This window comes from Phytopseudomonas daroniae, assembly GCF_004327275.1.
GTDB classification, from domain to species: Bacteria; Pseudomonadota; Gammaproteobacteria; order Pseudomonadales; family Pseudomonadaceae; genus Aquipseudomonas; species Aquipseudomonas daroniae.
Window position 1 is genome coordinate 403,839 of record NZ_QJUJ01000001.1, and the last position, 19,285, is coordinate 423,123.

Below are 19,285 nucleotides of genomic sequence, written 5' to 3' on the forward strand. Positions count from 1 at the left end.
TCAACGCAGTTTCAAGGTGGCAAGACCGATCAACACCAGAATCACGGTGATGATCCAGAAACGGACGATGACCCGTGGTTCGGGCCAGCCCTTCAATTCGAAATGGTGGTGAATTGGTGCCATGCGGAACACGCGCTTGCCGGTCAGCTTGAAGCTGGCGACCTGGATGATCACCGACAGGGTTTCCATGACGAACACGCCGCCCATGATGAACAGCACGATTTCCTGACGCACGATCACCGCGATGGTGCCCAGCGCAGCACCCAGTGCCAGTGCGCCGACATCCCCCATGAAGACCTGAGCCGGGTAGGTGTTGAACCACAGGAAGCCCAGGCCCGCACCGATCAGCGCACCGCAGAACACGATCAATTCACCGGCGCCCGGAACATAGGGAATCAGCAGGTATTCGGAAAAATTCACGTTGCCCGACAGGTAGCAGAAGATGCCCAGGGCACCGCCCACCATCACTGTTGGCAGAATGGCCAGGCCGTCGAGACCATCGGTCAGGTTCACCGCGTTGCTGGAGCCGACGATGACGAAATAGGTCAGTACCACGAAGCCGATACCCAACGGGATGCTGACATCCTTGAGCAACGGCACGATCAGGGTGGTTTCCACCGGCGTCTGCGCAGTCATATAAAGGAAGGCCGCTGCGCCCAGGCCGAACACCGACTGCCAGAAATATTTCCAGCGGCTCGGCAAACCGCGCGAGTTCTTTTCGATCACCTTTCGGTAATCGTCGACCCAGCCGATGGCGCCGAACAGCAGGGTGACGATCAGCACCACCCACACGTAGCGGTTGCTCAGGTCGGCCCACAGCAGGGTACTGACAGCGATCGCCGAGAGGATCAGCGCTCCGCCCATGGTCGGCGTGCCCTTTTTCGACAGGTGCGACTGCGGGCCGTCGTTGCGCACGGCCTGGCCGATCTGCCGAATCTGCAGAGTACGGATCATCCAGGGGCCGAGGAACAGCGCCAGCGCCAGCGCCGTCAGCACGCCGAGAATCCCGCGCAGCGTCAGGTACTGAAAGACCGCGAAGCCCTTGTGGAACTGTTGCAGATACTCTGCCAGCAGCAGCAGCATTTAGTGACTCTCCCCACTATTGCCACACAGCGCGGCGACGACGTTTTCCATCGTGGCGCTGCGTGAACCTTTAATTAGAATGGTGCTGTCGCCGGGCTCGGCGCGTACCGCATCGATCAGCGCAGCCTGGTCGGCGAAGTGCCGGCCTTCGGAACCGAAAGCCTGTACGGCATGTTTCATCTGTGGCCCGACCGCGTACAGAACGTCCGCCTTGCCGAGCGCGTACTCGCCGACTTCGCGGTGGCCCTGCTCCGACCACGCACCCAGCTCGCCGATATCGCCCAACACCAGCACCTTGCGACCGGAGAAGCCGGCGAGAATGTCGATGGCAGCGCAGATCGAAGCCGGGTTGGCGTTGTAGGTATCGTCGATCACCCGTGCGCCGTTCTGCGCCAGTTGCGCAACGGCACGCCCTTTGACCGGCAGCAGGCTTTCGAGGCCCTCCTTGATGGCCACCAGCGGCACCGACAAGGCATGGGCGGCCGCGGCCGCGGCCAAGGCATTGGCGACGTTGTGCTCACCCAGCAGGTTCAGTTGCACGCGGGCCTGACCCTCGTGGCAATACAGGGTGAAGGCCGGGCAACCGCGCGGATCGCGGCTCAATTCGTTGGCATGGAAATCAGCGGACGTATCACGCAGGGCGAAACTCAGTACCCGTCGGCCAGCGGCACGCTTGACCCAGCGTTCGAAGGCCACATCATCGAGATTGAGCACGGCAACACCGCTTTCGCTCAGCCCTTCGAGAATTTCGCCTTTGGCCAACACGATATTCTCAGGGCCGCCGAACTCACCCACATGAGCGTTGCCGGCGTTGGTGATGATCGCCACCTGCGGCTGCGTCAGGCCGACCGTGTAAGCGATCTCACCAATGCCCGAAGCACCGAGTTCGATCACCGCGCCTTTGTGCTCGGGCGCCAGCTCCAGCAGGGTCAGTGGCACACCGAGCTGGTTATTAAGGTTGCCGCGGGTTGCCAGCACGGTACCGCCGAGCTCCATGAACGCGGCGCGCAAGATACTGGCGAGCATTTCCTTGACCGTGGTCTTGCCACTGGAACCGGTAACGGCCGCCAGAGGGCCACCGTAGGCCTGGCGATTCAGTGCTGCCAACTGCCCGAGGGCCAACGTCGTATCGGCGACCACCAGTTGCGGCAGGCCGGCATCCGCTACTTCACGCTCGACCAGTGCTGCCACCGCACCCTTGGCAGCGACCTGGGCCAGATAGTCATGACCGTCGAAGCGTGGGCCGCTCAGGGCGATGAACAGTTGCCCGGGCGTGATGCTGCGGCTATCGGTACTGACGGCATCGAAGGTACGATCCTCACCGACCAGGCGGCCATTCAGCGGCCCGGCCACTTCGCTCAAACGCAGTGCCTTAAGCATGTGCCGCCTCCCATGCCGCCAAGGCGCGAGCGGCTTCCTGCAGATCGGAGAACGGCTGGCGCACGCCGTCGATTTCCTGGTAGTCCTCGTGGCCCTTGCCAGCCAGCACCACCACGTCGCCAACCTCGGCTTCACCGATCAGTTGAGCGATCGCGCGGCCACGGCCATGAACGAAACGCACCTGATCCGCCGCACGGAAACCGCCGCGGATATCTTCGAAAATCTGCTCGGGTGACTCGCTACGTGGATTGTCGTCGGTAACCAGCGTGGCATCGGCCAGGCGCTCGACGACTTCGGCCATCAACGGACGCTTGCCACGATCACGATCACCACCGCAACCGAACAGGCACAGCAGGCGACCCGTAACATGCGGGCGCAGAGCGCCGAGCACTTTTTCCAGGGCATCCGGGGTGTGGGCGTAATCGACCACCACCAGCGGTGCCTGCCGGCCACCCAGACGCTGCATGCGCCCGACCGGGCCCTGCAAACGCGGCAAGGCCTTGAGAATTTCGTCGAGCGGGTAATCCATGGCCACCAGCGCGCCCACTACCGCGAGCAGGTTGCTGAGGTTGAAGCGCCCCAGCAGCGAGCTGCGCAGGCTGTCTTCGCCGCGCGGCGTGACCAACGTGGCGCGCACGCCTTGATCATCGAAGCGGATGTCACGGCAGAACAGGTAGGCGCTATCGTTTTCCAGGCTGTAACCGATCAGCCGCGACTCGCGCTCTTCCTCGGCCAGCTTGCGACCCACCGCGTCGTCCAGGTTGATCACCCGGCTGCGCAGGCTCGGCCAGGCGAACAGGGCCGCCTTGGCAGCCTTATAGGCCTCCATGGAGCCGTGATAGTCGAGGTGGTCGCGCGACAGGTTGGTGAACACCGCCACGTCGAAATCCAGTGCGGCCACGCGGCCCTGATGCAGGCCGTGGGACGACACTTCCATGGCGATCGCACGCGCGCCATTCTTCTTCAGCCCAGCCAGGGTCGCCTGCACGCCGATGGGATCGGGCGTGGTATGCAGGCCTTGAGCCAGGGAACCATAGAAACCATTGCCCAGGGTACCGACGATACCGCAAGGCTCGCCGAGCAGATCCAGCGCCTGAGCCAGCAACTGGCTGACACTGGTCTTGCCGTTGGTGCCGGTGATACCGACCATGTGCAAGCCGCGGCTCGGCTCGCCGTAGAAACGCCCGGCAATCGCCGACAGTTGCCCTGCCAGCCCCTTGATGGCGACCAGCTCGGCACTTTCGGCGGTCATCGGCAGGGAGCCGTCGATCTCGTAGGCAACAGCGGCAGCGCCGCGGGAAATCGCGTCAGCGATATGCACGCGGCCATCCTGACGCGTACCCGGCACCGCCAGGAACAGATCGCCCGGACGCACCTGACGGCTATCCAGGGTCAGTTCGCGAATCAATACACCGCTCTGCGCTTGGGGCAGCAACTGGTTCAATGGCATGGGCATCAGCCGCGCCCTCCATTGTTGGCAGCCGTCGGAGCCTCGGCTTTCGCCGCTGCAGTCTCAGGCAGATTGTCCGGGGTGATGTTCATCAGGCGCAGGCCGCCGGCCATGACGCGACTGAACACCGGCGCCGAAACCAGGCCGCCGTAGTAGCCACTCTTGCTCGGCTCGTCGATGACCACGGCGATGGCGATGCGCGGGTTACTTGCCGGGGCGAAACCGGCGAACAGCGAACGGTAGGCATTGGCCTGATAGCCCTTGGTGCCGGCAGCGGTCTTACGTGCCGTGCCGCTCTTGCCGGCTACGTGGTAGCCCGGCACCTGGGCGCGGAATACGCCGCCCGGCGCTTCGATCACTTGCTGCAGCATGCCTTGCACGGTGCGGGCAACGTCTTCCGGAATCACCTGAACGCTGTCGCGCACACGATCGGTGCGGGTCAAGGACATCGGTACACTGCGCCCGCCATTGCCGAGCACGGCATAGGCATGGGCCAACTGAACAGCGGTTACCGACAGGCCGTAGCCATAGGAGAGCGTCGCGGTCTCGGCTTTGCGCCACTCGCGGTGGTTGGGCAGGTTGCCGACGCGCTCGCCCGGGAAACTCAGACCGGTATCCTGGCCGAGGCCGACCTGCTGCATGATGTTATAAATGGCTGCGCCGCCAATATCGAAGGCGACCTTGCTCATGCCGACGTTACTGGACTTGATCAGAATGCCGGTCAGGTCGAGTACACCGTCCGGCGCACGGGATACGTCCTTGATGGTGTAACGACCGATCTGCAGCGTGCCACCCTGCACGTCGACCTTGTCGGTAGGCTTCCAGCGCCCGGTCTCCAACGCTGCGCTCATGGAGAATGGCTTCATGGTCGAACCCGGCTCGAACACGTCGATCATCGCCCGGTTACGCATCGCAGCCGGCTGCAGGTTGCGGCGGTTGTTCGGGTTGTAGGTCGGCTGGTTGACCATGGCGAGTATCTCGCCGGTTTTCACGTCGACCATCACCAGGCTGCCGGCCTTGGCACCGAATTCGGTCAGCGCGTTGCGCAGTTCGCGGTGAGCCAGGTATTGCAGACGCAGGTCGATGGACAGCGCCAGGGCTCTGCCGGCCTTGGCGTTCTGGGTAACCTGTACATCACGGATCAGACGACCACGGCGATCCTTGAGCACCTGGCGCTTGCCGGGAACCCCGGCCAGCCAATCCTCGAACGCCAGCTCGACACCTTCGCGACCGCGGTCGTCGATATCGGTGAAGCCGACCATGTGCGCAGTCACTTCACCGGCCGGGTAGAAGCGGCGGAATTCTTCGATCGGATAAACGCCCGGCACCTTGAGGTCGAGCACACGCTGGCCCTGCTCCGGGGTCAGGCCGCGAACTAGGTACATGAACTCGCGCTCGGCATTGGCCTGCAGGCGAGTCGCGAAGGCGTTCGGCTCCTGGCCGAGCGCAGCAGCGAGAACCGGCCACTGAGCCTTGCCAGCCTGCAGTTCCTTGCCGTTGGCCCACAGCGTGGTAACCGGTGTACTGACGGCCAGCGGCTCGCCATTGCGGTCGGTGATCAGGCCACGGTGTGCGGGGATCGGAATGTGCCGAACGCTGCGCGCATCGCCATGGGCCTTGAGGAAGTCATGGTCGAACACGTGCAGCTCGACGATGCGCGCAGCAATCGCCGCGACCATCAACGCCAGCAGCAGCATGACCAGGCGGAAGCGCCATGGGTAGAGAGCCCCTTCCAGCCTCATCATGGCGCCACCATGCGCACTTCGGCGGCGTCGGGAATGCGCATTTTCAGCTGTTCGCTGGCCAAGGCCTCGATACGGTTGTGAGCCGTCCAGGTACTTTGCTCGAGGATCAGTCGCCCCCACTCGGCCTGCGTTTTGTCGCGCACGCTGAGTTCGGCGTACAGACTGTTGAGCAATTGGCGATTCCAGTGCGCGCTGTAAGACACCGCCAGCGCCGAACCGAGCACAGCGATGAACAGCACCAGCATCAGCAGGCTGCCCTTGGGGAAACGCTTGGCGAGCACGCCGCTCATCGCAGCTTCTCCGCAATACGCATGACCGCACTGCGCGAACGTGGATTGGCCTTCAGCTCGGCTTCCGAAGCGAACTGCGGCTTGCCGATCAGTTTCAGGCGCGGCTCGAAAGCCTTGGGGATGATGGGCAGGTCACGCGGCAGCTTGTCCATCTCGCCCTTGGCGTGCTTGCGCATGAACAGCTTGACGATGCGATCTTCCAGGGAGTGGAAGCTGATCACCACCAGGCGGCCACCGACCTCCAGGTTTTCCAGCGCGGCGTCGAGACCACGCTCCAGATCACCCAATTCATTGTTGACGTGGATGCGCAGCCCCTGAAAAGCACGGGTTGCCGGATTCTTGCCCTTCTCCCAGGCGGGGTTGGCGACGGTCAGCACTTGAGCCAGGTCGGCGGTACGCTCGAACGGCTGCTCGGCGCGGCGGGCCACCACGGCGCGAGCCATGCGCTTGGCAAAGCGTTCTTCGCCGTATTCCTTGAATACCCGGGCGATTTCCTCTTCGGCGGCAGTGGCGATGAACTGCGCAGCACTGACGCCACGCGCCGGATCCATGCGCATGTCCAGCGGGCCGTCGTTGAGAAAACTGAAGCCGCGCTCGGCGTCGTCAAGCTGGGGAGACGACACCCCCAGATCCAGCAGCACGCCACTGACCTGGCCCGCGAGATCGCGGACAGCAAGCTCATCGGCAAGTTCCGCAAAACTACGCTGCACAACGACAAAGCGGCCGTCTTCGGCCGCCAGCGTATTTCCAGTCGCGATTGCGAGGGGATCCTTGTCGAATCCCAGCAAGCGACCGTCCGGCCCGATCCGTTCCAGGATCAGCCGGCTGTGCCCCCCCCGCCCGAAAGTACCATCCACATAACAGCCATCCGCGCGCAGCGAGAGGCCTTCGACAGCCTCCTCGAGCAGCACGGTAATATGGCGGAAGGTACTGGTCATATTCACAAAATCAGGTCACGTAGGTCATCGGAAAGAGCACCCGGTTGCTTGATGGCGGCCAGATCGGCGTCAGCCACGGCATTCCAGGAATCCTCATCCCACAGTTGAAATTTGTTTAGCTGCCCCACCAACATCGCGCGCTTATCCAGCTTGGCGTATTCGCGCAAACGCGGCGGAACCAGGAAACGACCACTGCCGTCCAGTTCGAGATCGACGGCATTACCAATCAGCAAACGCTGCAGGCGACGGTTTTCCTCACGGAAGGACGCCAGCTCACGCAGCTTGTTTTCGATGATTTCCCACTCCGGCAGCGGATAGACACAAAGGCAGGGATCGATGGCATCGATGGTGACGATGAGCTGGCCAGCCGAACGCGAAACGAGCTCGTCCCGATACCTGCTAGGCATCGCGAGCCGCCCCTTGGCGTCAAGACTTATGGCATTCGCCCCGCGAAACATCGCTGCGCTTCCCCTTAATTAACCATCTGCATCCAAAAAAACCCACTTCACGCCACTTTTCACCACTGAGAGACACTATAGGAACGCGCACACCCCACCGTCAAGGCGCGCCGTGAGGAAAAAGTCCTTATAGATCGGAGATTTAGCGAATAAAAGAGAGGGACGGAGAAGGGCTACAGAGCAACATGCGGGGTAAAAACAAGCACATACAAGCAACTGCCCCACAAACTTAAAGTAATTTGTGAAGAGTAAGATTTTTTCGGTCTTAGAAAGGAGAACGTAAAGCAGAAACGCGAAAGGAGGTGGAGAGTCGATCTATAAGCCGGGTTCTGTCGAGGACAGTCATTCCTCTACGACGGACATCACTGTACGTCTTTAGCAACCTACCCGGTTCCAGCGCGGGCCACGCCAATGGAACCCTATTTGGTCTTGCTCCGAGTGGGGTTTGCCTAGCCACGGACTGTTACCAGCCGTGCGGTGCGCTCTTACCGCACCTTTTCACCCTTACCGGCGCCGAAGCGCTTAGGCGGTTATTTTCTGTGGCACTTTCCGTAGGCTCACGCCCCCCAGGCATTACCTGGCACTCCGCCCTATGGAGCCCGGACTTTCCTCCCCCACACTTCGCGAACGAAGCACGGCAGCGACTGTCCGATCGACTCTCCGCCGACAAGGGTAACCGCTGGGGCACAGTGAGAACAAGTTCAAACGTCCTGCTGGCGCTCCAACGCAGCCTGGTAGAGCAGGTTCTTGCGCACACCGGTGATCTGCGCAGCCAGGGCAGCCGCGCGCTTGAGTGGCAACTCGGCGAGCAGCAGATCGAGCACGCGCAGAGCATCGACGCTCACTGCCGCTTCGTTTTCAGGTGCCTGCCAGCCCGCTACCAGCACCACGCACTCGCCACGCTGCTGATTGGCATCCGCAGCCACCCACTCGCACAACTGATCGAGCGGCAACCCCTGCAGAGTCTCGAAGGTCTTGGTGAGTTCACGCGCCAACAAGGCCTGGCGATCGCCACCGAACACGTCGCGCATATCCTGCAGGCATTCGAGAATGCGATGCGGCGCCTCGTAAAAGATCAGCGTACGCGGCTCTTCACGCACCGACCCCAGGCGCGTACGCCGGCCAACGCTCTTGGCGGGCAGGAAACCCTCGAAGACGAAGCGATCGGACGGCAGCCCGGCCGCGGACAACGCCGCGATCAGCGCGCAGGCGCCCGGCACCGGAACCACCCGGACACCCGCAGCACGCGCCTGACGCACCAGGTGATAGCCAGGATCGGAGATCAGTGGCGTGCCAGCATCGGAAATCAGCGCGACATCCTCTCCAGCGCACAAACGCTCGAGAAAGCGACTGCCCTCGTCACGCTCGTTGTGTTCATGGCAGGCCGCCAACTGCGTACCGATACCGAAATGCTGCATCAGCCGCGCCGAGTGCCGAGTATCTTCGGCGGCGATCAGCGCAACACTGCTCAGCACCTTCAACGCGCGCGCACTGAGGTCATCGAGATTGCCGATAGGCGTCGCCACCACGAACAAGGTGCCCGTGGCGGAACGGGGAGCTTCACTAGCAGTCACGGCGGCGCCTCATGTAATCGGAAAGCCGCCATTGTAACGCGTGCGGCACCCGAGAGGCTCCAGCACAGGCTCCCAACAGACGATACCCACTGTCTGCGCACCGGTTAACACCTTCAACATCGCGCCGACGCCGTGCCTTGGGTACAATTGCGCGTTCATTTGCTCAAGAACCGGAATCGCTTACATGATCGCCTGCCTGCGTCCGCTCTCTGCACTCTGCCTAGCCGGCTTGCTCGTTGCCTGCAGCAGCTCGCCCACCTCCAACCTCGGCGAACTGCCCCGCACACCTCAAGCCAGCCTCGAGCAGATGCTCCAGCAGGCCGGCACCAGTCAGAGCGAGAACGCCCAGTTGCTGCGCCTTTCCGCTGCCGACCTGGCCTACAAGCAGGGCGATGTCGCACGTGCCGGCAGCATTCTCGAGCAAGTCGACCTGGCGACGCTCAAGCCGGCACAACAGATCTACGCCAGCACCCTCCAGGCCGAGCTCGCGCTGGCTCGCAATGATGCCAATGCAGCCCTGAGCGCCCTCGCCCACCCCAGCCTCGAGCGCCTTGGCGAACTGCCTATCGAACAGCAGACGCGCACGCAGCTCGCGCGCGCCAATGCCCTGGAGGAAGACGGCCAGACCCTGGCTGCAGCCCGCGAACGTGTATTCATCGCCCCCCTGCTGAGCGGCGACGAAGAGCAGCACAATCAGGACAAGATCTGGAGCCTGGTTTCCAGCCTGCCTGCCGAGCCGATCCCCAGCACCGACGATGCCGACCTGGCCGGCTGGCTGTCTCTGGCACAGGTCGCCAAAACCGTTGGCACCCTGCAACAACAGCAGGACGCCATCGATAACTGGCTGGCCCAACACCCGAACCACCCTGCCGCACAGCAACTGCCGAAAGCCCTGGCCGATCTGCAGGCGCTGTCGAGCCAGCCACTGGAAAAAATCGCCCTGCTGCTGCCCCAGGAAGGTCAGCTGGCTGCGGTGGCCCGTGCGCTGCGTGATGGCTTCCTCGCCGCTCATTACCAAGCGCAACAGGACGGCGAGAAGCCGCCGCAAATTCTGCTTTACGACAGCGCCCGCCTCACCTCCCTGGATGACTTCTACCGCCAGGCTCAGGCTGACGGCGTGCAACTGGTCGTCGGCCCGTTGGAGAAGAACCTGGCCACCCAACTGGGCAACCGCGAACAGCTGCCGATCACCACGCTGGCCCTCAACTACAGTGAGTCCGCTGCGGAAAACCCGGATCAGCTGTTCCAGTTCGGCCTGGCCGCCGAAGACGAAGCTCGCGAAGTCGCCCGTCGCGCCTGGGCCGACGGCATGCGTAGCGCCGTCGCGCTAGTGCCGAAAGGTGACTGGGGTGACCGTGTACTGGACGCTTTCCGCCAGAGCTGGCTGGCCGCTGGCGGTACCTTCCTGGGCGCCGAACATATCGACCAGCCGGTAGACATGGCTCGACAGATCGCCAACCTGTTCCAGCTCAGCGGCAATACCAGCTCGGCTTCCGGCGCTGCACCGACTCGCCGCCAGGATGTCGACTTCATCTTCCTCGCGGCCACGCCGCAGCAGGCCCAGCAGATCAAACCGACGCTGGCCTATCAGTACGCTGGCGAAGTACCGGTCTATGCCACATCGCACCTGTTCAGCGGCAGCATGAGTGCCGCCCAGTATCGTGATCTCGATGGCATTCGCTTCTGCGAAACGCCTTGGCTACTGGACGCCAACGACCCGCTGCGCCAGCAGGTCAACACGCAGTGGCCACAGGCTGGCGGCAGCCTGGGCCGCCTGTACGCCATGGGCGTCGATGCCTTCCGTCTGGCCCCGCGCCTGGGTCAACTCAAGGCGCTGCCGGATAGCCGCATCGACGGCCTTTCCGGCAGCCTCAGCCTGAACGCCGCACAGCGTGTCGAACGCCAGCTGCCCTGGGCAGAATTTCGTGGCGGGCAGATCCAGCGCCTGCCCGATACCCTGCGTTGAGCGACGACCCGCGACATGCCAGTGGGCGAGAGGCTGAGGCCCTTGCCCGCGAGCATCTCGAAACCCATGGTTTGCAGCCTATCGCCCAGAACTGGCGCGGCCAGCGCGGCGAACTCGATCTGGTCATGCTCGATGGCGATACAGTAGTATTCGCCGAAGTGCGCTACCGCAAGCACAGTGCCTGGGGCGGCGCGATCGAGAGCGTCGACAAGCGCAAGCGAGACAAGCTGATTGCCACCGCGATGCAGTTTCTGCAGCAAGAGAAGCGCTGGGCCAAACATCCCTGTCGTTTCGATGTCATAGCCATAGGCCATGGCAAATCCGCGTCACTGGAGTGGATCAGGAACGCCTTCGACAGCTGACCCTCGGCTTCCTGCAACATCCCTGCATCATCGCCATTTTCAACGACAGCGCTGCGCCCCATCCGGCTCGGCGTACCGTTACAGTCAAGGTCAAACATCCACATGGATATGCAAGCCCGTATTCGCCAGCTGTTTCAAGCCAGCATCGAAGCCAAGCACCACGCGATGGAAGTACTACCCCCGTTCATCGAGCATGCAAGCCAGGTGATGGTTCAGGCCCTGCTCAGCGAAGGCAAGATCCTCTCCTGCGGCAACGGCGGCTCCGCTGGCGACGCGCAGCACTTTTCCTCGGAACTGCTCAACCGTTTCGAGCGCGAGCGCCCGAGCCTGCCGGCCATCGCACTGACCACCGACAGCTCGACGATCACCTCGATCGCCAACGATTACAGCTACAACGAAATATTCTCCAAACAGATTCGTGCCCTGGGCCAACCGGGCGACGTGTTGCTGGCCATTTCCACCAGCGGCAACTCGGCCAACGTGATCCAGGCCATTCAGGCCGCCCATGATCGGGAAATGACCGTGGTCGCCCTGACCGGCCGTGACGGCGGCGGCATGGCTTCGCTGCTGCTACCCGAAGATGTGGAAATCCGCGTGCCGTCGAAGGTCACGGCACGCATTCAGGAAGTCCATTTGCTGGCCATCCACTGCTTGTGCGACCTTATCGACAGTCAACTGTTTGGGAGTGAAGAATGACCCGTTCACCACTGATCTTCGCCGTATTGGCAATGAGCCTGATCCTTGGCGGTTGCGGCAGCCGCAGCATCGGCAACAAGATCGACGACCAATTCGTCGGCCCTGATGTCGCCAACGCCATCAGCCGGGCTCATACAGACCTGGCCAGCCCCACCTCGCGTATCGTGGTAACCAGCTACAACGGCGTGATCCTGCTCGCCGGCCAGACCCCGCGCGAAGATCTCAAAGGTATCGCCGAACAGACGGCCCGCAAGGTGCAGGGCGTGCGCAAAGTGCACAACGAACTGCAGGTTCAGCAGCCCAACTCGCTGCTGGCCCGCAGCAACGATTCACTGCTGACCACCAAGATCAAGACCCAGATGCTCGCCGACAGCGGCGTGCCGGGTAGCCGCATCAAGGTAGTCACCGAAAACGGTATCGTCTACTTGCTCGGCGTGGTCAGCCGCCAGGAAGCCAATGCCGCCAGCAACGTGGTGCAGAGCGTCTCCGGCGTACAAAAGATCATCAAGCTGTTCCAGTACACCGACTGACAACAACGCCACGTCCATAAAAAACGCCAGTCAGGCTTGGCCTAGCTGGCGTTTTTTTGTGCCCCGGGGTACTGAAAACGCCTTGACCCGACACCAATAAAAAAGCCAGTCAGGTCACCCTGACTGGCTTTTTTGTAGCAGCGGCGTTAGCCCGGATCAGACACCCGAGGCCTTGGCAGCTGCAACGTCCTTGATGGACAGCTTGATGCGACCGCGGTTGTCGACGTCCAGTACCAGCACTTCGACTTCCTGACCTTCCTTGAGGATGTCGGTGACCTTCTCGACGCGCGCATCGCTGAGCATGGAGATGTGCACCAGACCGTCCTTGCCCGGCAGGATGTTGACGAAGGCGCCGAAGTCTACGATGCGTTCGACCTTGCCGACGTAGATCTTGCCGATCTCGGCTTCCGCGGTGATGCTCAGTACGCGCTGACGCGCAGCTTCTGCAGCATCCTTGGTCTCGCCGAAGATCTTGATCGAGCCGTCGTCTTCGATATCGATCGAAGCCTTGGTCTCTTCGCAAATGGCACGGATGGTGGCGCCGCCTTTACCGATGACGTCACGAATCTTGTCCTGGTCGATCTTCATGGCGATCATGGTCGGTGCGTTGGCCGACAGCTCGCTACGGGATTGAGCAATGACCTGATTCATCTGGCCGAGGATATTCAGGCGCGCTTCCAGGGCCTGGCCCAGAGCGATTTCCATGATTTCTTCGGTGATGCCCTGGATCTTGATGTCCATCTGCAGCGCGGTGACGCCATTGGCGGTACCGGCTACTTTGAAGTCCATGTCGCCCAGGTGATCTTCGTCACCGAGGATATCGGTCAGAACGGCGAATTTCTCGCCTTCCTTGACCAGGCCCATGGCGATACCGGCTACCGGCGCCTTCATCGGCACACCAGCGTCCATCAGCGCCAGGGAAGCACCGCAAACGGAAGCCATGGAACTGGAACCGTTGGACTCGGTGATTTCCGAAACCACGCGGATGGTGTACGGGAACACGTCAGCGGCCGGCAGCATGGCCTGCACCGAACGACGAGCCAGACGACCGTGACCGATTTCGCGACGGCCAGTGGCGCCCATGCGACCACACTCGCCCACCGAGTACGGAGGGAAGTTGTAGTGCAGCATGAAGGGGTCTTTACGCTCGCCTTCGAGGGTGTCCAGCAGTTGCGCATCACGGGCAGTACCGAGGGTGGCAACGACCAGCGCCTGGGTTTCGCCACGGGTGAACAGCGCCGAACCGTGAGTCTTGTCCAGTACACCGACTTCGATGTTCAGGCCACGCACGGTACGGGTGTCACGGCCATCGATACGCGGCTTGCCGTTGACGATGTTCTCGCGAACGGTGCGGTATTCGATTTCGCCGAAGGCGTCTTTGACTTCAGCAGCGGAAGGCTGACCTTCTTCACCGGAAAACTTGGCGACGATCTGCTCACGCAGCTCACCCAGGCGCGCGTAGCGATCCTGCTTGATGATGATGGTGTAAGCCTGGGAAATAGCCTCACCGAATTCGCTGCGAATGGCAGACAGCAGTGCAGTGTTTTCCGCTTTCGGCTGCCAGTCCCAGGTCGGCTTGGCGGCTTCGGCAGCCAGCTCGGTAACGGCCTGGATAACGGCCTGGAATTCGTCATGGGCGAACAGCACGGCGCCCAGCATCTGGTCTTCGGTCAGCTCTTTGGCTTCCGATTCGACCATCAGCACGGCGTCCTTGGTACCGGCTACGACCATGTCCAGGCTGGAGGCCTTGAGTTGCTCGTAGTTCGGGTTCAGCAGATAGCCGGTTTCCGGGTGGAAGGCCACACGGGCGGCACCGATCGGGCCGTTGAACGGAATGCCGGAGATCGCCAGGGCAGCCGAGGTACCGATCATCGCAGCGATGTCCGGATCGGTTTTCTTGCTGGTGGAAACCACGGTGCAGATGACCTGCACTTCGTTCTGGAAACCTTCCGGGAACAGCGGACGGATCGGACGATCGATCAAACGCGAAGTCAGGGTTTCTTTCTCGCTTGGGCGCGCTTCACGCTTGAAGAAACCGCCAGGGATCTTGCCCGCTGCGTAGGTCTTTTCCTGGTAGTGCACCGACAGGGGGAAGAAGCCCTTGCTCGGATCGGCGCTCTTGGCACCGGTGACAGCGACCAGCACGCTGACATCGTTGTCGACGGTGACCAGCACTGCGCCGGAGGCTTGACGGGCGATACGGCCAGTCTCGAGGGTGACGGTCGACTGACCGAACTGAAATTTCTTGATTACCGGGTTCACGGTGTTTTCCTTCTCTCTGTTGCCTTTGGGGGAAACGGTTTCTTGCGAATTCGTGGGCAGTGGCTTCGGGGATCGGCCCGGCGCTGTCCAAAATGGGTGAAGCATCCAACGGTTCAAGCATCAAAACGGGTGAAGCATAAACGCAAAAGCTGGAAGCGAGGCGAGCTCACTTCCAGCTTTTGCGGTCAACGGCGCATAAGCATTGCTTAGCGACGCAGACCCAGGCGACCGATCAGGGCGCTGTAACGGCTGGTGTCTTTACCCTTCAGGTAATCCAGCAGCTTACGACGCTGGTTGACCATGCGGATCAGGCCACGACGCGAGTGGTGGTCTTTGCCGTTGGCCTTGAAGTGGCCTTGCAGCTTGTTGATGTTGGCGGACAGCAGAGCAACCTGGACTTCCGGGCTACCGGTATCGCCTTCGGCTTGCTTGTAGTCGTTAACGATCTGAGCTTTTTCCTCAACGCTGAGTGCCATGTGGGCATCCTCTCATCTGGAGATCGTCGCGAACGACGGTCTCAATAGGCCAGGAATCGCTTCCCGTGTTTTAAAAGGAGGAATGACCGTGCCTATTGACAGCCACCCTCGATACGAGCCGCCTGAGCGGCTCGCCACGGTCATGCAGACCGAATCAGTCGACGCGGCGCAATGCGCCCGTCTTCGCTCACTTCACCGATACCGATGAAGCGACCATTGTGATCTTGCACCCGCACCATGCCGAACTTCGGCGCATCCGACGCACGGACGGGCTGCCCTTGCAGCCAATAGAACGAGCTGTGCTCCGAGAAGCTCAGCAGCGGCCAATGTTCCAGACCACTGTCCACGGGCTGCAGAAAACGATCTACCGCCTCGTTGCCGCCTTCGGCGTGCACACGCTCGAGCTCTTCGAGGCTGACCGTCTGTACCAGCCCGAACGGCCCGGCCTTGACTCGACGCAGCTCGGCGACGTGAGCACCGCAACCCAGCAACTGGCCGATATCCTCGACCAGGGTACGAATATAGGTGCCTTTGCTGCAATCGACTGCCAGGCTCGCCTTGTCGGCGGTGCAGTCGAGCAACTCCAGGCGCGCAATAGTAACAGAACGCGCCTCGCGCTCCACTACTTCTCCTGCCCGGGCCAGCTTGTACAGCGGCTGGCCGTCGCGCTTGAGTGCCGAGTACATCGGCGGGATCTGGCTGATGTCACCGCGAAAACGCGGTAACAGCGCTTCGATATCGGCAGCCGCAACCTTCACCTCACGACGCTCGAGCACCTCACCCTCGGCATCGGCCGTGGTGGTAGTGACGCCAAGCTGCATGACCGTTTCGTAGCCCTTGTCGGCATCGAGCAGGTACTGGGAAAACTTGGTCGCCTCACCGAAGCACAACGGCAATACGCCAGTGGCCAACGGGTCGAGGCTGCCGGTGTGCCCGGCTTTCTCGGCATTGAGCAGCCAGCGCACCTTCTGCAGCGCAGCGTTGGAGCTGAAGCCCTTGGGCTTGTCGAGCAGGATGATGCCGTCGACCTTGCGACGAATACGCTTTACCTGAGCCACGTACTTACTCCTTGGCTTCGGTATCGGTGTCGCCGTGCTTGCTGTCCTCGCTCACCGCACGCTCGATGAGCGCCGACAGCTGAGCACCGCGAATCACGCTCTCATCATAGTGAAAACGCAGGTTCGGCACGCTGCGCAGCTTCATCGCCTTGCCCAACTGCATGCGCAGGAAGCCGCTGGCGTCATTGAGCACCCTGAGACCCTGCACGACAGGGTCGACGCCCTCTTCCGGCTCGGCGCCCATGATGGTGACGAACACCTTGGCATGGCTGGCGTCGCGGCTGACATCGACCGCCGTGACGGTCACCAGGCCACCCAGGCGCGGGTCTTTGACTTCGGTTCGAATCAGCTGCGCCAATTCGCGTTGAATCTGGTCGCCGATACGCTGGGCACGGCTATAGTCTTTTGCCATCTCTGCTACCTTCCACTCGTCGCGATGCCTGAAAAAGCATCGGACTCAAAAGCGGCAAACGCCCGGCCGCGCGAATGCGGGGCCGGGCGCTGCGTGTTGCGACTCGCGATTACAGGCTGCGAGCCACCTGGACTTTCTCGAACACTTCGATCTTGTCGCCGACCTTGACGTCGTTGTAGCTCTTCACGCCGATACCGCACTCCATGCCGTTACGCACTTCGGCCATGTCGTCCTTGAAGCGACGCAGCGACTCCAGCTCGCCTTCGAAGATCACCACGTCGTCGCGCAGCACGCGGATCGGACGGTTACGGTGCACGGTACCTTCGACCACCATGCAACCGGCGACCGCGCCAAACTTCGGCGAACGGAACACGTCACGTACTTCGGCGATGCCGAGGATGTTCTCGCGAACGTCGCTGCCGAGCATACCGGTGAGCGCCTTCTTGACGTCCTCGATGATGTCGTAGATGACGTTGTAGTAACGCATGTCCAGACCTTCCTGCTCGACGATCTTGCGAGCGCCCGCATCGGCACGCACGTTGAAGCCGAACAGTACAGCGTTGGAAGCCAGTGCCAGGTTGGCATCGGATTCGGTGATACCACCCACCCCGCCACCGACGACGCGCACTTGCACTTCATCGTTACCCAGACTGCTGAGCGAGCCCTGCAGAGCCTCCAGAGAACCACGGACGTCGGATTTGAGGACGATGTTGAGCGTCTTCTTCTCTTCCTGCCCCATGTTCTCGAAGATGTTCTCCAGCTTGCCTGCATGAGCACGCGCCAGTTTCACTTCGCGGAACTTGCCCTGACGGAACAGTGCAACTTCACGCGCCTTCTTCTCGTCGGCGACGACAGTCATGTCATCACCGGCTTCCGGCGTACCATCAAGACCGAGGATCTCGACCGGAATGGCCGGGCCTGCTTCCTTGATCGACTTGCCGTTCTCGTCGAGCATGGCGCGAATGCGGCCGTAGTTCGAACCGACCAGCACCATGTCGCCCTGACGCAACGTACCGTCCTGAACCAGTACGGTAGCAACCGGACCGCGCCCCTTGTCCAGACGGGACTCGACCACCACACCACGGCCAGGGGCCGACGGGGTTGCCTTGAGTTCCAGAACTTCGGCTTGCAGCAGAACGGCTTCGAGCAGTTCGTCCACACCGGTACCGACCTTGGCCGAGACAGGCACGAACGGCGTGTCACCGCCCCACTCTTCCGACGTCACGCCGTGCACCGACAGTTCGCTACGGATGCGATCGAGGTCAGCACCTGGCTTGTCGATCTTGTTCACGGCAACCACCAGCGGCACGCCAGCAGCGACGGCATGCTGGACAGCTTCGATGGTCTGCGGCATCACGCCGTCGTCCGCCGCAACCACCAGAATCACGATGTCGGTAGCCTTGGCACCACGGGCACGCATCGCGGTGAACGCGGCGTGACCCGGGGTATCGAGGAAGGTGACCATGCCGCGCTCGGTTTCCACGTGGTAGGCACCGATGTGCTGGGTGATACCACCCGCTTCACCGGAAGCCACCTTGGCACGACGGATATAGTCGAGCAGCGATGTCTTACCATGGTCGACGTGACCCATGACGGTCACCACTGGCGCACGGGAGAACGTCTCGCCTTCGAACTTCAGGGATTCGGCAAGAGAATCTTCCAGTGCCGTATCACTGACCAGGGTCACTTTGTGGCCCAGCTCTTCAGCAACCAGTTGGGCAGTTTCCTGATCCAATACCTGATTGATGGTCGCCGGCGTGCCCAGCTTGAACATGAACTTGATGATTTCAGCAGCCTTGACCGACATCTGCTGGGCGAGATCGCCCACGGTGATGGTCTCGCCGATCTTCACTTCGCGCACGATAGGGCCAGTCGGGCTCTGGAAACCGTGGACGTTGCGTTTCTTCAGTTTGCCCTTGCCACGACCACCACGACGGAAGCTATCGTTTTCTTCGTCTGTGGTACGCGGGGCCACGCGCGGAGCAGGCGCCTTCTCTTTGACAGTCGGGCGGTGCTGGGTGGTCTTGCGATCACCACCACGGCGATCGGCGTCGTCGTTACGGGCCTTGTCCGGGCGACGCGGCTCGTCCTTCTTGCGCTCATCGACAGCAGGAGCTGCGACAGGGGCAATAGTCGGTGCCGGTGCAGCGGCTTCGACCACAGGAGCCTGCTCGGCGGCTGGCGAAGAAGTCTGACGCTTGGCCTCTTCTTCGGCCTTGCGCTTGGCTTCTTCCTCGGCCTTCAGGCGAACGGCTTCCGCGGCGGCGCGCTGCTCTTCGAGCGCACGCTGCTTTTCGGCTTCGATCTCTTCGTTGCTGCGCTCGACGAAGGTCTTCTTCTTGCGCACTTCAACGCTGATGGTCTTGCTGCCAGCGACCCGCAGGGTGCTGGTGGTCTTGCGCTGCAAGGTAATCTTGCGCGGCGCGTCGGCTTTCTTCTCGCCGTGGCTGCTCTTCAGATGAGCAAGCAGGGCCTGCTTCTCGTTATCGGTGACAACTTGCTCGGCACTGCTGTGCGGCAAACCCGCCTCTCGCATCTGCTGCAGCAGGCGCTCTACCGGTGTGTCGACCACTTGGGCCAGTTCTTTCACCGTGACTTGCGTCAT

At 61.9% G+C, this 19,285-nt stretch carries 17 protein-coding genes and 1 other RNA gene; 4 read left to right on the plus strand and 14 right to left on the minus strand.

Going from position 1 to position 19,285, the window contains the following annotated elements:
• The 9 genes from mraY to rsmI all read right to left on the minus strand — a co-directional run bounded on the left by mraY (position 1) and on the right by rsmI (position 8,918).
• Complete coding sequence (gene mraY / locus DNK10_RS01950; protein WP_131178831.1) at positions 1–1,083, minus strand: phospho-N-acetylmuramoyl-pentapeptide-transferase; 1,083 nt, start codon at positions 1,081–1,083, stop codon at positions 1–3.
• Complete coding sequence (locus DNK10_RS01955; protein ID WP_131178830.1) at positions 1,084–2,463, minus strand: UDP-N-acetylmuramoyl-tripeptide--D-alanyl-D-alanine ligase; 1,380 nt, start codon at positions 2,461–2,463, stop codon at positions 1,084–1,086.
• Entirely contained in the window at positions 2,456–3,919 is a 1,464-nt protein-coding gene (locus DNK10_RS01960; protein WP_131178829.1) for a UDP-N-acetylmuramoyl-L-alanyl-D-glutamate--2,6-diaminopimelate ligase, read from the minus strand. The genes DNK10_RS01955 and DNK10_RS01960 overlap by 8 nt, the downstream gene beginning before the upstream one ends.
• The gene (locus DNK10_RS01965; protein WP_131190417.1) at positions 3,919–5,658 is read right to left on the minus strand and encodes a peptidoglycan D,D-transpeptidase FtsI family protein; all 1,740 of its coding nucleotides are present in this window, start codon (positions 5,656–5,658) and stop codon (positions 3,919–3,921) included. The genes DNK10_RS01960 and DNK10_RS01965 overlap by 1 nt, the downstream gene beginning before the upstream one ends.
• Complete coding sequence (gene ftsL, locus DNK10_RS01970; protein WP_131178827.1) at positions 5,655–5,948, minus strand: cell division protein FtsL; 294 nt, start codon at positions 5,946–5,948, stop codon at positions 5,655–5,657. Before ftsL ends, DNK10_RS01965 begins: the two co-directional genes overlap by 4 nt.
• On the minus strand, positions 5,945–6,886 hold the full coding sequence (gene rsmH, locus DNK10_RS01975) for a 16S rRNA (cytosine(1402)-N(4))-methyltransferase RsmH (protein ID WP_131190418.1): 942 nt from the start codon (positions 6,884–6,886) through the stop codon (positions 5,945–5,947). Before rsmH ends, ftsL begins: the two co-directional genes overlap by 4 nt.
• A 2-nt stretch (positions 6,887–6,888) precedes the next feature.
• Positions 6,889–7,344 carry a division/cell wall cluster transcriptional repressor MraZ gene (gene mraZ, locus DNK10_RS01980; RefSeq protein WP_013792660.1) on the minus strand — a complete coding sequence of 152 codons (456 nt, stop codon included), beginning with the start codon at positions 7,342–7,344 and terminating at the stop codon, positions 6,889–6,891.
• A gap of 302 nt (positions 7,345–7,646) precedes the next feature.
• Positions 7,647–8,004, minus strand: an RNA gene (gene rnpB / locus DNK10_RS01985) — RNase P RNA component class A.
• 41 nt (positions 8,005–8,045) lie between these two features.
• Positions 8,046–8,918, minus strand: a complete 873-nt coding sequence (rsmI, locus tag DNK10_RS01990) for a 16S rRNA (cytidine(1402)-2'-O)-methyltransferase (protein WP_131190419.1) — start codon at positions 8,916–8,918, stop codon at positions 8,046–8,048.
• Between the two features lie 184 nt (positions 8,919–9,102).
• Here rsmI and DNK10_RS01995 point away from each other — a divergent pair, with 184 nt between their 5' ends.
• The 4 genes from DNK10_RS01995 (at position 9,103) to DNK10_RS02010 (ending at position 12,472) form a co-directional block, all read left to right on the plus strand.
• Positions 9,103–10,884 (plus strand): penicillin-binding protein activator, encoded by a 1,782-nt coding sequence (locus DNK10_RS01995; protein WP_131190420.1) that lies wholly within the window; start codon positions 9,103–9,105, stop codon positions 10,882–10,884.
• On the plus strand, positions 10,881–11,246 hold the full coding sequence (locus DNK10_RS02000) for a YraN family protein (protein ID WP_131178823.1): 366 nt from the start codon (positions 10,881–10,883) through the stop codon (positions 11,244–11,246). The genes DNK10_RS01995 and DNK10_RS02000 overlap by 4 nt, the downstream gene beginning before the upstream one ends.
• Before the next feature lie 102 nt (positions 11,247–11,348).
• The gene (locus DNK10_RS02005) at positions 11,349–11,942 is read left to right on the plus strand and encodes a phosphoheptose isomerase (protein ID WP_042554905.1); all 594 of its coding nucleotides are present in this window, start codon (positions 11,349–11,351) and stop codon (positions 11,940–11,942) included.
• Positions 11,939–12,472, plus strand: coding sequence for a BON domain-containing protein (locus DNK10_RS02010; RefSeq protein WP_131178822.1), 534 nt, complete (start codon positions 11,939–11,941; stop codon positions 12,470–12,472). Before DNK10_RS02005 ends, DNK10_RS02010 begins: the two co-directional genes overlap by 4 nt.
• Positions 12,473–12,628: 156 nt before the next feature.
• Here DNK10_RS02010 and pnp read toward each other — a convergent pair whose 3' ends face one another.
• The 5 genes from pnp to infB form a co-directional block, all read right to left on the minus strand.
• A complete protein-coding gene (gene pnp, locus DNK10_RS02015) occupies positions 12,629–14,734 on the minus strand; it encodes a polyribonucleotide nucleotidyltransferase (protein WP_131178821.1) in 2,106 nt (701 codons plus the stop codon).
• Positions 14,735–14,940: 206 nt separating this feature from the next.
• On the minus strand, positions 14,941–15,210 hold the full coding sequence (gene rpsO, locus DNK10_RS02020; RefSeq protein ID WP_042554902.1) for a 30S ribosomal protein S15: 270 nt from the start codon (positions 15,208–15,210) through the stop codon (positions 14,941–14,943).
• A 140-nt stretch (positions 15,211–15,350) separates the two neighbouring features.
• Complete coding sequence (gene truB / locus DNK10_RS02025; protein WP_131190421.1) at positions 15,351–16,268, minus strand: tRNA pseudouridine(55) synthase TruB; 918 nt, start codon at positions 16,266–16,268, stop codon at positions 15,351–15,353.
• Between the two features lie 4 nt (positions 16,269–16,272).
• Entirely contained in the window at positions 16,273–16,680 is a 408-nt protein-coding gene (rbfA, locus tag DNK10_RS02030) for a 30S ribosome-binding factor RbfA (protein WP_131178819.1), read from the minus strand.
• A 109-nt stretch (positions 16,681–16,789) separates the two neighbouring features.
• The gene (gene infB / locus DNK10_RS02035) at positions 16,790–19,285 is read right to left on the minus strand and encodes a translation initiation factor IF-2 (protein ID WP_131190422.1); all 2,496 of its coding nucleotides are present in this window, start codon (positions 19,283–19,285) and stop codon (positions 16,790–16,792) included.

Excerpts from the sequence above, each read along its gene's own strand:
- ftsL (WP_131178827.1), bottom strand. The coding sequence starts at position 5,948 with ATGAGCGGCGTGCTCGCCAAGCGTTTCCCCAAGGGCAGCCTGCTGATG.
- DNK10_RS02005 (WP_042554905.1), top strand. The coding sequence starts at position 11,349 with ATGGATATGCAAGCCCGTATTCGCCAGCTGTTTCAAGCCAGCATCGAA.
- DNK10_RS01965 (WP_131190417.1), bottom strand. The coding sequence starts at position 5,658 with ATGATGAGGCTGGAAGGGGCTCTCTACCCATGGCGCTTCCGCCTGGTC.
- rsmH (WP_131190418.1), bottom strand. The coding sequence starts at position 6,886 with ATGACCAGTACCTTCCGCCATATTACCGTGCTGCTCGAGGAGGCTGTC.
- rpsO (WP_042554902.1), bottom strand. The coding sequence starts at position 15,210 with ATGGCACTCAGCGTTGAGGAAAAAGCTCAGATCGTTAACGACTACAAG.
- DNK10_RS01995 (WP_131190420.1), top strand. The coding sequence starts at position 9,103 with ATGATCGCCTGCCTGCGTCCGCTCTCTGCACTCTGCCTAGCCGGCTTG.
- mraZ (WP_013792660.1), bottom strand. The coding sequence starts at position 7,344 with ATGTTTCGCGGGGCGAATGCCATAAGTCTTGACGCCAAGGGGCGGCTC.
- DNK10_RS01960 (WP_131178829.1), bottom strand. The coding sequence starts at position 3,919 with ATGCCCATGCCATTGAACCAGTTGCTGCCCCAAGCGCAGAGCGGTGTA.
- DNK10_RS02010 (WP_131178822.1), top strand. The coding sequence starts at position 11,939 with ATGACCCGTTCACCACTGATCTTCGCCGTATTGGCAATGAGCCTGATC.
- infB (WP_131190422.1), bottom strand. The coding sequence starts at position 19,285 with ATGACGCAAGTCACGGTGAAAGAACTGGCCCAAGTGGTCGACACACCG.
- rbfA (WP_131178819.1), bottom strand. The coding sequence starts at position 16,680 with ATGGCAAAAGACTATAGCCGTGCCCAGCGTATCGGCGACCAGATTCAA.
- mraY (WP_131178831.1), bottom strand. The coding sequence starts at position 1,083 with ATGCTGCTGCTGCTGGCAGAGTATCTGCAACAGTTCCACAAGGGCTTC.
- DNK10_RS01955 (WP_131178830.1), bottom strand. The coding sequence starts at position 2,463 with ATGCTTAAGGCACTGCGTTTGAGCGAAGTGGCCGGGCCGCTGAATGGC.